Origin of the sequence: Microbacterium sp. J1-1 (genome assembly GCF_024498615.1) — a bacterium.
GTDB lineage: Bacteria > Actinomycetota > Actinomycetes > Actinomycetales > Microbacteriaceae > Microbacterium > Microbacterium aurugineum.
Map to the genome: position 1 here is coordinate 1384190 of NZ_CP089590.1, position 13719 is coordinate 1397908.

General features: G+C 69.6%; 12 protein-coding genes. 9 read left to right on the plus strand and 3 right to left on the minus strand.

Annotation, left to right across the window (positions count from 1 at the left end; genetic code table 11):
• The first annotated feature begins 12 nt into the window (after positions 1 to 12).
• Complete coding sequence (gene galE, locus LRQ07_RS06520) at positions 13 to 1002, plus strand: UDP-glucose 4-epimerase GalE (RefSeq protein WP_256536189.1); 990 nt, start codon at positions 13 to 15, stop codon at positions 1000 to 1002.
• A gap of 36 nt (positions 1003 to 1038) precedes the next feature.
• Here the strand turns inward: galE and LRQ07_RS06525 are convergent, their stop codons facing one another.
• Together LRQ07_RS06525 and LRQ07_RS06530 are read right to left on the minus strand one after the other, a co-directional pair.
• Entirely contained in the window at positions 1039 to 2337 is a 1299-nt protein-coding gene (locus tag LRQ07_RS06525; protein ID WP_256536190.1) for an O-antigen ligase family protein, read from the minus strand.
• Positions 2334 to 3749, minus strand: coding sequence for an O-antigen ligase family protein (locus tag LRQ07_RS06530; RefSeq protein WP_256536191.1), 1416 nt, complete (start codon positions 3747 to 3749; stop codon positions 2334 to 2336). Before LRQ07_RS06530 ends, LRQ07_RS06525 begins: the two co-directional genes overlap by 4 nt.
• A 67-nt stretch (positions 3750 to 3816) precedes the next feature.
• Here LRQ07_RS06530 and manA point away from each other — a divergent pair, with 67 nt between their 5' ends.
• The 4 genes from manA (at position 3817) to LRQ07_RS06550 (ending at position 9946) form a co-directional block, all read left to right on the plus strand.
• Entirely contained in the window at positions 3817 to 4953 is a 1137-nt protein-coding gene (manA, locus tag LRQ07_RS06535) for a mannose-6-phosphate isomerase, class I (protein WP_232762145.1), read from the plus strand.
• A gap of 156 nt (positions 4954 to 5109) precedes the next feature.
• Positions 5110 to 5430, plus strand: a complete 321-nt coding sequence (locus tag LRQ07_RS06540) for a WhiB family transcriptional regulator (RefSeq protein ID WP_081997016.1) — start codon at positions 5110 to 5112, stop codon at positions 5428 to 5430.
• Between the two features lie 92 nt (positions 5431 to 5522).
• Complete coding sequence (locus LRQ07_RS06545; protein WP_256536192.1) at positions 5523 to 8567, plus strand: glycosyltransferase; 3045 nt, start codon at positions 5523 to 5525, stop codon at positions 8565 to 8567.
• Positions 8564 to 9946 carry a DUF5719 family protein gene (locus tag LRQ07_RS06550; RefSeq protein WP_256536193.1) on the plus strand — a complete coding sequence of 461 codons (1383 nt, stop codon included), beginning with the start codon at positions 8564 to 8566 and terminating at the stop codon, positions 9944 to 9946. The genes LRQ07_RS06545 and LRQ07_RS06550 overlap by 4 nt, the downstream gene beginning before the upstream one ends.
• A 17-nt stretch (positions 9947 to 9963) precedes the next feature.
• Here LRQ07_RS06550 and LRQ07_RS06555 read toward each other — a convergent pair whose 3' ends face one another.
• Positions 9964 to 10392, minus strand: coding sequence for a hypothetical protein (locus LRQ07_RS06555; protein WP_244093626.1), 429 nt, complete (start codon positions 10390 to 10392; stop codon positions 9964 to 9966).
• Positions 10393 to 10470: 78 nt separating this feature from the next.
• Between LRQ07_RS06555 and LRQ07_RS06560 the strand changes: the two genes are divergently transcribed.
• The 4 genes from LRQ07_RS06560 to LRQ07_RS06575 all read left to right on the plus strand — a co-directional run bounded on the left by LRQ07_RS06560 (position 10471) and on the right by LRQ07_RS06575 (position 13684).
• Positions 10471 to 10677 carry a DUF3499 family protein gene (locus LRQ07_RS06560; protein ID WP_047523011.1) on the plus strand — a complete coding sequence of 69 codons (207 nt, stop codon included), beginning with the start codon at positions 10471 to 10473 and terminating at the stop codon, positions 10675 to 10677.
• A 108-nt stretch (positions 10678 to 10785) separates the two neighbouring features.
• On the plus strand, positions 10786 to 11712 hold the full coding sequence (locus tag LRQ07_RS06565) for an efflux RND transporter periplasmic adaptor subunit (RefSeq protein ID WP_232762142.1): 927 nt from the start codon (positions 10786 to 10788) through the stop codon (positions 11710 to 11712).
• Positions 11709 to 12473 (plus strand): ABC transporter ATP-binding protein, encoded by a 765-nt coding sequence (locus LRQ07_RS06570; protein ID WP_248540118.1) that lies wholly within the window; start codon positions 11709 to 11711, stop codon positions 12471 to 12473. The genes LRQ07_RS06565 and LRQ07_RS06570 overlap by 4 nt, the downstream gene beginning before the upstream one ends.
• Positions 12470 to 13684, plus strand: coding sequence for an ABC transporter permease (locus LRQ07_RS06575; protein WP_256536194.1), 1215 nt, complete (start codon positions 12470 to 12472; stop codon positions 13682 to 13684). The genes LRQ07_RS06570 and LRQ07_RS06575 overlap by 4 nt, the downstream gene beginning before the upstream one ends.
• The last annotated feature ends 35 nt before the right edge of the window (positions 13685 to 13719 follow it).

A 13719-nucleotide genomic window follows, 5' to 3' on the forward strand; every position in this document is an offset into this window, starting at 1 on the left:
AGACTGACCGCGATGAAGGTACTGATCACCGGCGGCGCCGGCTACATTGGCTCGACCATTGCGACGGCGTGCATCGAGGTGGGTCTCGATGTGGTCCTCCTCGACGACCTCTCCCGCGGTCTCCGGTCCTTCGGTGAGGGGCGCGATCTGTACGTCGGCGACATCGCCGACATCGCCGTGGTCGACCGACTTCTGGCCGATCACCCTGACATCGATGCGGTCATCCACTGCGCCGCGCGCATCGTCGTCCCGGAATCCGTCGCCGACCCGCTCGGGTACTACGAGGCGAACGTCGGGAAGACGATCGTGCTTCTCCAGCGCTTACGGGACGCGGGCATCCCTCGCATCGTGTTCAGCTCCTCGGCGGCCGTGTACGCCGGGGAGGGCGGCGACGGCGTGGATGAGGCCGGCCGACTGGCGCCGGCGAGCCCGTACGCCACGAGCAAGGCGATGGTCGAGCAGATCCTCGACGATGCAGCGAACGCCGGCGACTTCCGCGCGATCGCGCTGCGGTACTTCAACCCGATCGGGGCCGACCCGCAGCTGCGCACCGGCCTGCAGAATCCGACTCCTTCGCACGCGCTGGGAAAGATCATGCAGGCCAGAGCGTCCGGAGAGCCCTTCACGATCACCGGAACCGACTGGGCCACACGCGACGGCTCGGGTCTCCGCGACTACATCCACGTCTGGGATCTCGCTCTGGCACATGTTGCGGCGGTTCAGAAGTTCGACGACGTCGCCACCCACGGTGAGCCGTACCAGGTGATCAACCTCGGCACCGGCGACGGTGTGACGGTCCGAGAGCTCGTGGCCGCGTTCGAACGCGTCACCGGCGAACCTCTCGCGGTGATCGAGACCGATCGTCGCCCCGGTGACCAGGCGGGTGCCTTCGCGATCGTCGACCGTGCGGCCGAGGTGCTGGACTGGCGTGCCGAACGCTCGGTCGACGATGGTGTGCGCGACGCGATCGCCTGGGCCGAGAAGCTGCGCTCGCTGAGCTGAGTGCGCTGCGGCGCCCTCAGTCACCCCTGCGGGTGGTCACTCCTGTGGGCGGAGCGTCGGGATAGCGCCCGTGTGCACAGCGTCGATGTTCTCGCGCCAGGACCGCGATTGTCCGGCGCGCAGCGCGCAGAGCACCAGCATGAACCACCCGGCGCCGACCAGCGTGAAGCTCTCGAACATCGAGTCGACGGCCAACGTCACCAGCATGATCGGCGTCCAGGCGTAGACGACGGAACGTCGCACGCTGGCCACCAGCCAGGAGCGGATCAGTGCGACGCCGCCCAGCAGGAGGAACAGAACCAGACCGGCCGCACCGAGCTGGAGCAGCACGTCGAAGAACGCGTTCAGTGCGCTCTCATGATGGTCGTCCAGCTGGAAGTTGATGAAGGTGAACGGATATTCGCCACGGGCCCACTCACCGAACCATCCCCACCCGTTGATCGGTCTGACGGCGACGAAGTCGAGGATCGTGTTCCACAGAGACGCGCGGATCGAGAAGTCCGATCCGGCATCCAGCAGCGCGATGATCTGGTGGCGCAGTGCGAACGCGATCGCGAGCGTCAGGGTCACGAGGATGCCGAGGACGAGCTGCACGATGTTGCGCCGCGCGGGTGACGTGTGTCGCACGATCGTCAGCGCGAGCGTGACGGTGCCCACGGCGACGGCGAGAACGAGCACGGTCGGCGATGCCGAGAGGAAGGCCAGGGAACCGGCGAGGCCGATCGAGAGCACGGCGAGCGGCGGGTTCACGGACTGTGTGCGCCACTCGATGACGAACGTGATGAGGGCGATGACCGCGATGAACCCGAGCATGTTGCGGCTGCCGAACAGGCCCTGGATCGGACCGCCTTCCGCCAGGTTTCCCTGGATCGCGAGGAAGGTGAACGGGAGATCGAGGAGGATGCCGGACAGGATCTCGAGTCCCAGCGAGACGGCGAGGAGGGCGCGCAGGGTGTCGCCGATCGCGCGAACGGTCTGGAGCGTGTCACGGATGTGGCCGATCGTGATCGCGAGGAACGCGTAGCCGAACAGTGACATCCAGCCGAACAGCGTGTCCGAGCGGTCCGTCGTCCACACCAGGCTCACCAGAGCCCAGCCGAGGAAGGCGATGAGCGACGACGGGGCGATCCGGAGAAGGGACAGCTCATCCCGTCGGACCCACAGGATCGCCGCGCCCAGGAGGCAGAGCACCGTGATGATGGTGGCCAGCGTGACCTTCGACGTCATCCGCTCGATCGCGTACGAGGCGAAGACCGTGGTCAGAGTGGCGAGGGCGAAGGCGCGAGCCAGCTCGACCGATCCGAGCAGCCGCACCAGGGGGCGCGACGACGTCACGGAACCCGCCGTTGCCGGGCACCGCGCTCGAACACGAGGTCGCGCTCGCCGACCCCGACCAGCGGTACGGACTTCAGCTTGAACGACAGGAGCACCACGAGCATCCAGCCCCACAGCATGATCGGCGTCGACTCGGCGAACCCCTGGACGAGGAGGACCACGGTGAACAGGCTGGGCAGCAGAGTCAGCGGAGAGAAGGGGCGCGCGGAATCGAGGTCCCACCGGGGGCGATCGACGGCGAAGAACCAGGAGCGCCACAACAGGCTCAGGTACGCCACGCCCATCAGGATGACGCCGACGACGCCGAGCTGGAACAGGACATCGAGCCACATGTTGTGCGCGTGGAAGACGGTGATGCCGTGATCGGTGATCCAGTGATCGAACGACGGGTCGGTGGGGATCCAGGGGCTGGAGAAGCCGTTGCCGAGAACCGGGTGCTCGCGGACCCGCTCCAGGACCTTCGCCCAGATCAGGTCGGAGCGTCCGGTGAGGTCGGACGTGCGGCCGACGAGGCCGAGGAGTGGCTCTCGAAGCAGCCAGACCACGACCGTGGCCAGAGCCGTCCCGCCGATGGCGACGACGTAGATGCGCGTTCGTGCGCCGGGGGTGCGGGCGCGACGCATGAGGAGTGCGACCACGAGGACGACCGCGGTCGCGGCTGCGCAGATGAAGGCGGTCACGGAGGACGTGCGGAACAGGAAGTATGCCGCGAGGAGCATCCAGAGCGCGAGCGTGGTGCGCCAGCGCGCGCGGGCGACGAACAGCACCCCGAAAGTGATGATCGAGAACAGCGAGATGATCGCGAGCACGTTCGCATTGCCGACGATCCCCTGGATCCTGCCGCCGTCGAAGAGGTTGTCGCGCACCCAGTAGAGCTGCGGGTCGATCCGGCCGTCCGGCAACGTCGCGAAATTCGGCAGGAGCGGACCGTGCAGGACGAGTGAGACCCACAGCTCAAGGGCGAGCGAGAGGCCGAGGATCCACTTGAACGCGGAGGAGAGGGCCCGCACGATCTCATGCCAGGTGAGCACGTGCGCGATGAAGAGGCCGTTGACGGTCACCGCGGCGAGGAGGAACCAGGTGATCAGAGTCGGCCCCCGCCATTGCGACCAGGCGACGGAGAGGAGGGCGAACGCCGTGTAGCCGATCGCCGTCCAGGGCAGGCGCCGCCAGCGGAACGGCTGCGGGTGATTGCGGGCCAGCATAGGGACGCCGATGGCCAGCGTCGCGAGCGTGAAGGCGACGAGAGTGGCACCGGCCCCCTCCATGCCGACGAGGTTGTACACCGCGGTGTGCGCGAACGTCACGATCAACACGAGGATCACGTAGCCGCGCAGCATCAAATGCCCCGTCGACTCGCGCTCCGGCGGTGTCGGCGGGGCTGCCACCGGGTGCTTGGTGTACTGGGCCATCGCGTTCAGGCTACCGCGCCGCGCTCGGCGCGTCGCTGAACGCCGCAGTGCACCCTACGCTGGGACCATGCTGCTGAGCCTCACGAATGCTCCCCGCGACTACGCGTGGGGATCCGACTCCCTCCTCGCCGGACTCGAAGGGCGCACGCCGACAGGCGCGCCGGAGGCCGAGGTGTGGTTCGGGGACCACCCCGGGGATCCGGCCGATGTCGCCGGAGGGGGAACCCTCGATCAGGTCACCGGGGGGACCCTGCCGTACCTGCTCAAGCTCCTCGCGGCCGGGCGTCCGCTCTCGATCCAGGTGCACCCGACGATCGCGCAGGCACGCGCGGGCTGGGAGCGCGAGAGCGAACTCGCCGCGGACGATCCGCGGCGCAACTACCGCGACGACAACCACAAGCCCGAGCTCATCGTCGCCCTCAGCGAGCGGTTCGAGTCGCTGAGCGGTCTTCGTCCGGTCGACGAGACACTCGCGCTGCTGGGGCTGCTCGACGACAGCGAGGGCGTCGTTCAGTTGCGCGACCGACTCGGCGCGGGCGACGATTCCCTTCGGGACACGATCGGCTGGCTGCTCGGGGGCGGAGCGAACGCTGCGGTCGAGGACATCATCTCGGCCGTCGTGGCATCGTCCGTGCGTGGAGACGGTGACACGGGGGAGTGGGGGACGACGCTCCGTGCGATCGCGAGCGTCGCCGAGAACTACCCGGGGGATCCCGGCGTCGTGGTCGCTCTGCTCATGAACCACGTCGTCCTGCGTCGCGGCGAGGCCGTGTTCTTGCGCGCGGGTCTGCTCCATGCGTACCTGTCCGGACTCGGCGTGGAGATCATGGCGGCGAGCGACAACGTGCTGCGGGGCGGGCTCACCCCGAAACGCATCGATGTCCCCGAACTGCTCGCGATCCTCGACGCCACTCCCGGTGAGGTTCCGGTGCTGCGCCCCCACGGTGACGGCGGGGTCACGGCGTATCCGGTTCCGGTGCCCGACTTCGCGCTCACGAGGATCGAGCTCGACGGAACCCCCGTCGCCCTCGACGTGTCCGGGCCGACGATGGTGCTCGCGACGGACGGGCAGGTCGCCGTCGCTTCTGCGGACGGCGAGCGAATCGACGTCGTGGTCGGTGCGGCGGCGTTCGCGAGTGCCGACGAAGGCACCCTCACCGTTTCCGGCGTCGGCGAGGTCTTCATCGCGAGCCCCGGGCGCTGAGCCGACCCCGGGCGCGCGACACGCCGATCGACCCCCAAGAACCTTAAAGAGCGGCTTGAGGGTTTACGATCCGCGACTTGACCGGAGCGAATGACACGGGTGTAATTAGTCATGAGCACGGCCCGCCGGGGGGCGGAGACAGGGTTGGAGATCGAGATGACGGGATACCGTTCCGACGTACCGGAGAACTGGTTCGTCGATCCGATCAACCTCGGTGTTCCCGGGGTTCGACGGACCGAAGCATCCGACGATGACAACGCCCTCGCCTGGCAGAGCGACGCACTCTGCTCGCAGACGGACCCGGAGGCATTCTTCCCTGAGAAGGGTGGATCCACCAGAGACGCCAAGCGCATCTGCACGACGTGCGACGTCCGCAGCGAGTGCCTCGAATACGCGCTCAACAACGACGAGCGCTTCGGTATCTGGGGCGGTCTCTCGGAGCGCGAACGCCGCAAGCTCAAGCGTCGCGCCAGCTGATCGTCCGCATCGTCTCCGCGTGGCACGGCTTCGCGGGCGCGCCGCACGGGCTGCTCCAGCGCCGCCTGACCCGCGCATAGGCTGACGAGGACATGCCAGCCCGAGTTCACGCCATCATCGTCGCGCGCCCCGGATCCGCCTCCCGCGCGCAGCTCCTCCGCACTCTCGACGCCGTGCGATCCCAGACCGCACCCGCGGACGCCGTGACGCTCGTCGTCTGCGGGGATTCGTCTTCGATGCGGGAGAGCGAAGCGGTCGCCGCGACGGTAGAGGGCATCATCGAGGCGCGCGCCAGCACCTCCTTCGCCGAGGCGGTCGACCTCGCTCGGCCGCGGGTGCTCGACGGCTCAGCGATCTGGCTGCTCGCCCAGGACACGGCCCCGCACCCGCGCGCACTGGAACGTCTTCGCGGAACGCTGGAACGCTCGCCCTCCGCGGCGATCATCGCGCCCAAGCTCGTCGCGACCGACAACGACCGCGAGATCGTCTCCCTCGGGGTGACGATGACCGCTCTCGGCCGCTCGGTCGAGCTCGCGGCCGGCGAGCTCGACCAGGGCCAGCACGATCGCATGGATGACGCTCTCGGGTCCGATGTGCGGGGCATCCTCATCCGTGGCGAAGTCCGCGATGCTCTGCGTCTCGACCCCGCCCTCGCCGGCGCCGATGAGGGACTCGACCTCGGGGTGCGGGCACGCCTGGGCGGCGGACGCGTCGTACTCGCACCGAGCGCACGAATCTCGGCTGCTCCCGGTGGTCCTGCGGCGCTGCCGTCCGGGCGGTCGCGCCGGGCGTACGTCACGCGGCTCGCCCAATTGCATCGACGCCTGGCCTACGCTCCCGCCGCGGCGGTGCCGCTGCACTGGCTGAGCCTGCTTCCTCTCGCGCTGTGGCGCTCCCTCACCCACCTCATCGGCAAGCGGCCCGAGGCCGTGCTCCCCGAATGGGGGGCAGCGCTCACCGCGATGATCCGCCTCGGAGCGATCGCGCGATCGAGGTCGCGCATCCGCGCTTTCCGAACGTCGACGTGGGCGAGCATCGCGCCTCTGCGCATCACCTCCTCGGATCTGCGTCGGCACCTCGACGACGGGCATGGCAGCGAGGGCGGCGCGGTCAGCGAACTGCGCTTCTTCTCCGGCGGGGGAGCATGGGCCGTGCTCGGGGCGCTCGTCGTCAGCATCGCCTCGTTCACCACCCTCCTGGCGTGGCCGGCACTCGGCGGCGGCGGACTGCTCCCGCTCCGTCAGACCGTCGCCGCGCTGTGGAGCGACGCGGCCTGGGGCATTCGGGGCACCGCCGTCGACCTCATCGGACCTGCCGATCCGTTCGCAGCGATCGTGGCGGTGCTCGGTACCCTGTGGCCTGCTGGTCCGTCGTTCGCGATGGTGCTCCTGTGGATCCTCGCCCTCCCGCTCGCCGTCCTCGGGGGATGGTTCGCCGCGACGCGGGTGACCGACCGATCGGGCTTGCGCATCTTCGCCGGCGTCGCATGGGCGCTCACCCCTCCGTTCCTCACGGCGCTCGTCGAGGGGCGTCCGAGCGCCGTCCTCGTACATCTCCTCCTTCCCTGGCTCTTCCATACCGCCGTGGTCGCCCACCGATCGTGGGGAGCCGCCGGCAGCGCGTCGCTGCTGCTCGCGGCCGTCCTTGCGTGCGCGCCCTCGCTGGCGCCCGCGCTGGTCCTGCTGTGGGTCATGGCGCTCGGCATCGTGCTCGGCACGGCGCAGTTCCGGGGGGCCGCGCGTCTGCTCTGGCTGCCGGTGCCGACGGTGGCGCTGTTCGCCCCCCTCGTCTTCTGGCAGTTCGCGCACGGGACGCCGTGGGGTGTCCTGGGCGACCCCGGTCTGATCTGGGCGGGCTCGCAGGCCTCAGCCGACGCCGCGGGCAGGTTGGCCCTCGCGATGGGCTTCCCGACCACGGACCTCGCCGGGTGGGCATCGTTCGCGCCCGAAGCGATCACACCCTGGGTCTGGGTCCTCTCTGCCCCGACCGCGCTCCTCGCTCTGGGTTCCGCTCTGGCGCCGCGGTGGCGAGCGGGGATCACTCTCCTCGTCGTCGCGGTCACCGGCCTCGCCACGGCCTTCTTCGCCGTGGGCGTCACCGTGAGCTTCGACCAGGGCGCTGGAGTGGCGATCTGGCCGGGGGCAGGCCTCAGTCTGGCCTGGATCGGGATGCTCGGCGCTGCGCTCGTCACGCTGGACACGGCCATCACGGCGCCGCGCCTGAGAGGTGTCGCGGCGACCGTCGCGGCCCTGTCCCTGGCGGTCTGCGCGGTCCCGGCGCTCACGGCCTTCCACACGGATCGCTCCCTCCTGACGAACGGTCCCGAATCCACTCTGCCCGCCTACGTCGCAGCCCAGGCAGCGGGTGATCGCGACGTCGCGACGCTCGTCCTCACCCCGAAGAACGACGGCGGACTCGCGGTCGAGGTCGTCCGGGGGGCGAGTGAGACCTTGGGGTCGCAGACGACCATGACCTCGACGGCGACGGAACCGCAGGGGGCGGACGTCTCCACCCTCGCGGTGGACCTGCTGTCTGCTCGCGAGTTCGATGCGCCGGGTGAGCTGGCGGCGAAGGGGATCAGCTACGTGCTGGTCGCTCAGGGCACCGGCAGCGACGGAGACAAGGCGCGTGCCCTCCGTGCCATGGCCATCGCCTCGATCGATCAGCGTCCCGGGCTCGTGCATGCGGGCCGCACGGATCGCGGGGTGCTCTGGCGGCTGGAAGCGGAGGCTGCGGCCTCTCCTGCCCTCAGCGCCGCTCAGCAGGGGACGGTCAGGCTCGTCCTCACGCTCCAGCTGATGGCGGTGCTCGCCGCATTGCTGTTGTCGATCCCCACGCGCGCCTCGCGCCGCGCGGCGCGCGCGCAGTCCCGGATCGTCGGGCGCGCTCCGGATGAGCCTCTGGTGCTTCCTCGGCATGCGGAGGACCGTCACGATCTCGAGGAGCAGCCCCCGGTCGGCGCTCTCGAAGAGCCGCAGGATGCCGCTGCCCTGAACGACGAGGCGCTGGTGCCGATTGCTGAACCTGAGCCCGACCCCGAGCCGAGCGGCGATCAGGCTGCCGCAGCGGACGACGCGTCCCCACCGGCAGGCGCTGATGAGGACGGCCCCGACAGGTCCGTGGAGGGAGATCGATGAGCCGCTCACGCGCAATCCGCGTCGCCGCCACCAGCGCGCGCCTGGTCACGGGAGGCGTGGTCATCGTCGCCTGTGTGGCAGGGATCGCTGCGGCCGTGCATGCGCCCTGGCCGAGCATCAGCCACGACGCGGCCCAGATGCAGGTCACGCCCCTTCCCGGCGACAGCGTGCTCGTCTGCAACGGGGACCTCCGCGCGCTCGGTCGCGACGCGATCGATCCGCTCAGCATGTCGTCCGCCGCGCGGCCGAGCGTGACCCTCGGTGGAACTTCGGGAGACCCCGCGTCCGAGGGTCTCGCCGTGAAAGATGTGCCGGATGCCGGCGAGGTCCGCGTACTGACCGGCACCGTGGAAGGACGCACCGCTCCGTTGATCGCCGCCGCCGAGTCGATCAGCATCGCGACGGAGGATCTCGCCGGATACGCGGCCGCCCCCTGCGGTGTTCCGAAGCTGGACTCGTGGCTCGTGGGCGGCAGCACCGCGACCGGCACCGAAGACATCGTGATCCTGACGAACGCGGCCGAGGTGCCGTCGACCGTCACGCTCTCGGTCTATGGGGAGACGAGGAGCGCGCGCACCGTGATCGTGCCCGCTCGCACGCAGACCGCGGTCCCACTGACGTCGATCGCGGCGGGGAACACCACGCCGGTGGTTCGTGTCGGGGCGGTGGGGGCACCCGTCCGTGCCGTCCTCCAATCCTCCCTCGTGCAGGTCCTCGACCCGGCGGGTATCGACCTGCAGGACGCCGTCGCGGGCCCGCAGGAGAACCTCGTGCTGGCCGGGGTCCAAGTCTTCGCGTCCGCAGGGGACGATGCCGAGATGGCCGTCCTCCGAGTGCTGTCACCGGGAGTGGATGCTCGGGTGCAGGTCCGGGTGCGGGCCGAGGGATCGTCCGCCGTGGTCGATGAGTTCTCGGTCCCCGTCGAAGCCGACCTGCCCGCGCAGGTCGCGCTCACGGGCCTGGCACCGGGTTCGTACACGGTCGACGTCGTTTCGGACGCTCCGGTCGTGGCCGCGCTCCGGGAGCAGGACGGCTTCGGTCGCGACTCCGACTTCGCCTGGATCACCCCGGCGCCGGAGATCGAGGGCGATGTCCTGTTCGCCGTGCCGTCGGGGCCGGCGCCCCGGGTCCAGCTGGCGAACACGTCGGATCAGGATGTGACCGTGACCCTCGAGTCGTCGGACGGGGGTCTGCCCGAGGAGATGGTCATCGCCGCAGGAGAGTCGCTCGGCGTGGAAGTCGATCCCGGCGCCACCTATCGGATGACGACGGACGGCTCGATTCGCGCCGCCCTGACCCTCACCGCCCCGGGAGCGATCGCCGTGTCACCCGTGCAGGCCAGCGCCGGCGTGGAGAAGGCGATAACGGTCTACCCCTGATCTCCCGCGGGGAAAGGTCAGTGCTCGTGGCCCAGATCCCACGGCTCGCGACCGACGTACTCGGCGGCGGCGCGGAACACGGCGCTCTCGATCGCCATCCGCCGATGCGGCGCGTCGTCGTGACCCGGGGGAAGCAACCGTTCGATGGGCAGGCGGAACAGCACGATGCGTCGGTTCTCACGGTCGAGGTACCAGCGTGGAACCTCGTCGGTCGCGTCGAAACCCGGGATCGCGCCGATCTCGAATCGCACCTCCTGCAGCTCCGGCCAGGTTCCACGGAGGAACTCGACCGCCGTGCCGACCGTGAGGTCGAAGCGGTCCAGGCGTCCGTCGAGGGGCGCGAGGGGAGGCCGTACGACCTCGCTGCGGCCCAGACGTCCGTGACGTCCGTGCCGGGCACCGCGCCGAGGGGCGGCGGAGGCGTGGGCAGTGCGACGACGGGGCATGACGAAAGTCTAGGTGGTGTCCGCGTCTGCGGCGCGGCATCCCGAGCGTCGACGGACGGCAGCCGTACGCTGGCGGAGATGGACGGACGACTGTGCTCGAAGGTCGGCTGCGTGCGAGAAGCCGTGGCCACCCTCACCTATGACTATGGCGACCAGATGGCGGCGCTCGGACCGCTCGGTGCCGCGAACGACCCTCAGGCCCACGACCTCTGCTCGCCGCACGCGGATCGACTCTCGGTCCCGGCCGGCTGGCTCGTCGTCCGCCACGAAGCCCTCCGCGTCTGACGGCGCCCCTTCGGGCCGGACACGCGGTGTCAGCCGCCCCAGGAGAACGCTTGCGCCTGGATACGCTGTCCCGAGGCGTGCCAGGGCGGCGCAGCCGGAAAGGCACTCGTGATCGTCTGGCGTCGCTGGATCTTCCCCCTGCTTCTCGTCGTGGTCTTCGGTGCGTGCGCCGCCGCGCTCGTCAAGATCGCCTTCTTCCCCGACAGGGCCGAGACCATCGTCAGCCCTGATGCCGGGATCACCGACCCGATCATCGCCGTGGAACGTGGTTCGGTCGTCAATGCTCTGACCCTGACCGGCAACATCGCTCGCGACGAGACCTTCGGGGTGCGCAGCGAACTCGACGGGACGGTCACGGCCGTCCACGTGAGCGAAGGCGCGGCGGTGAGCGCCGGTCAGAAGCTCTTCACCGTTCGTCAGGAGTATCCCCGGAAGGACATCGACGTGCTCGCCCCCGAAGCCGGCGACGTGTCGGAGATCGCTCTCGTGAAGGGGCAGATGACGTCCGTCGGTACCGAGACGTACAAGCTCACGCCCGCGCGCTACCACCTGCTGGCGACCGTCGACCCGGTCCAGCTGTATCGTCTCGTGAACGCGCCGAGCGAGGCCACGATCACCATCACGGGCGGACCGGCCCCGTTCGCGTGCACCGGCGTGCGCGTCCAGGTCTCGGCAGAGGGGACAGCCAGCGTGCGGTGCGCCATCCCGAAGGACCAGACGGTCTTCGCCGGGCTTCCCGCGACCCTCGACCTCGCCCTCGGCCAGGTCGACGACGCACTCGTGGTCCCGGTCACCGCGGTGCAGGGCGGTGCCGGATCAGGCACGGTCTGGGTCGACGCGGCTGACGGCTCCGAGCCGGAGGAGCGCACGGTGACGCTCGGGGTCAACGACGGGGTGATCGTCGAGGTCACGGAGGGACTGGCGGAAGGCGACAGCATCCGCGAGTTCGTGCCCGGTTTCGTCGCCCCCGTCGAGGAGTTCTGCTACGAAGTGTCGCCGGGGGTCGAACAGTGCGACAGCGGGATGAGCTGGTGAGCCTCGTCGCACTCGAGGACGTCGCGAAGAGCGTTCTCCTCCCGGACGACTCGCGGCTCGAGATCCTTCGCGGCATCACCTTGGAAGTCGGCGCCGGGGACCACGTGTCGATCGTCGGGCGCTCGGGTTCCGGCAAGTCGACGCTGCTCAACATCCTCGGGATGCTGGATGCGCCGACCTCCGGTTCCGTCTCCTTCGAAGGGCGTGAAGTGCGCCGGATGCGGTCGGGACGCCTCGATCGGCTGCGTGGCGACAACGTGGGCTTCGTCTTCCAGCAGTTCAATCTGCTCCCCGGGCGCACCGCGCTCGACAACGTGACGATGCCTCTCGGACATGCGAAGGGCCGGATGTTCTGGAACCGCAGACAGATCGCCGCGGACATGCTCGAGCGTGTCGGCCTCGGCCATCGCGTCGACCAGATCGCCGACAAGCTCTCCGGGGGTGAACAGCAGCGGGTCGCGATCGCCAGGGCGCTGGTGCGGAAGCCCGTCCTGATCCTCGCGGATGAGCCGACGGGCGCCCTCGACATCGATACCGGGGCCTCCGTGATGTCCCTTCTCGACGAGGTCGCCACCGAGACCGATGCGGCGCTCGTCACCATCACGCATGACCTGCACGTCGCCGCGCGCGCACGCAGGCACTACCGCCTGGACGCCGGACGCCTGGAGCCGGTGGACCTGGGCCGCGCCTTCGAGGCCTCGACGCTCGCGGCGTCCGTGCCGTCGGAGGGGACACCCGCGGTGGCGGAGCCCGTCTCGTGACCGGGTTCCTCGGCGCGCTCTCCGACGCCTGGGCGGAGATCCGCGTCCACAAGCTGCGGGTGCTGCTGAGCTTGATCGGCATCGCCGTCTCGGTCGGCGCGCTCACCGCGGTCGTGGCGATCTCGGAGTATCAGCGCCAGTTCCAGGCGGAGCAGTCCGACCGGTGGGGCGGACGCGCCGCGACCATCGCCGTCTCGGCGAGCACGGCCGACGGCACGCCGATCGACGCCGACGAATTCGACGATCGCTTCACCCGGGTGTCCGATCGGTTCGGTTTCAGTCACACCACGCGGATCGCGCAGGGGGTCATGCTGGATGTGCATCTTCCCGAGGGCATCACCCCGGTCCCCGCGCGCATCATGGACCCGGCATTCCCACAGATCCATCGCGAGAAGCTCCTGGAGGGGCGCTGGTTCCTCGACTCCGACCCGGAGGCGATGGCACCTCCGGTCGTGATCACGGAGGCGCTCTGGGACCGTCTGGGGAGGGTGCCGCTGTCTCAGCACCCCACCGTCGAGTTCGGCGGCGCGGCAGGCGGCACCTATCAGGTGATCGGCATCGCTCCCCGGCAGGGCTTCGGGGACGAGGAGTTGCGGGTCGATCTGCTGTACGACGACTATCGCGACAGAGTGGACGCTCTGCCCGCGGAAGTCTCGACGCAGTACGAGGTGTGGGTCGGTGTCGACCAGGCCGATCAGATCGGCCCGGTGCTGGCGATGGATCTACGCGCGGGGCTGCCCGAGGGGGAGACGATCTCGGTGAGTCGCACCGACTGGGCGGCGCAGCCGGGAGCCCTGGACGTCCAGGCGACCTTCGAGATGATCACGGGAGGAATCGCCTCGCTGATCCTCGCCCTCGGTGCTCTCAGCCTGATCAACATCCAGCTCGTGGCGATGCGGCAGCGCGTGCGGGAGATCGGCGTGCGCCGCGCCTTCGGCGCCAGTTCGGGCCGGGTCTTCTTCTCGGTCTTCCTCGAGAGCCTCGTCGCGACGACCGTCGCCGGAGTCATCGGGATCGCGATCGTCGTCGCCGTCCTGCGATCGGACTGGATCGTGACCACGATGTTCTACGGGATCCAGGATGTCCCGCCGTTCCCGATGAGGGCGGCGCTGGTCGGACTCATCGCCTCGGTCGTCGTGGGCGCCGTGTCGGGGTTCATCCCCGCGCTCGTCGCGCTACGGGTGAAGGTGATCGACGCGATCCGCTTCTGACACACACGGTCGTGAGGGGCCGACAGGATGGAAGA

Excerpts from the sequence above, each read along its gene's own strand:
- LRQ07_RS06530 (WP_256536191.1), bottom strand. The coding sequence starts at position 3,749 with ATGGCCCAGTACACCAAGCACCCGGTGGCAGCCCCGCCGACACCGCCG.
- LRQ07_RS06545 (WP_256536192.1), top strand. The coding sequence starts at position 5,523 with ATGCCAGCCCGAGTTCACGCCATCATCGTCGCGCGCCCCGGATCCGCC.
- LRQ07_RS06540 (WP_081997016.1), top strand. The coding sequence starts at position 5,110 with ATGACGGGATACCGTTCCGACGTACCGGAGAACTGGTTCGTCGATCCG.
- LRQ07_RS06560 (WP_047523011.1), top strand. The coding sequence starts at position 10,471 with ATGGACGGACGACTGTGCTCGAAGGTCGGCTGCGTGCGAGAAGCCGTG.
- LRQ07_RS06555 (WP_244093626.1), bottom strand. The coding sequence starts at position 10,392 with ATGCCCCGTCGTCGCACTGCCCACGCCTCCGCCGCCCCTCGGCGCGGT.
- galE (WP_256536189.1), top strand. The coding sequence starts at position 13 with ATGAAGGTACTGATCACCGGCGGCGCCGGCTACATTGGCTCGACCATT.
- manA (WP_232762145.1), top strand. The coding sequence starts at position 3,817 with ATGCTGCTGAGCCTCACGAATGCTCCCCGCGACTACGCGTGGGGATCC.
- LRQ07_RS06550 (WP_256536193.1), top strand. The coding sequence starts at position 8,564 with ATGAGCCGCTCACGCGCAATCCGCGTCGCCGCCACCAGCGCGCGCCTG.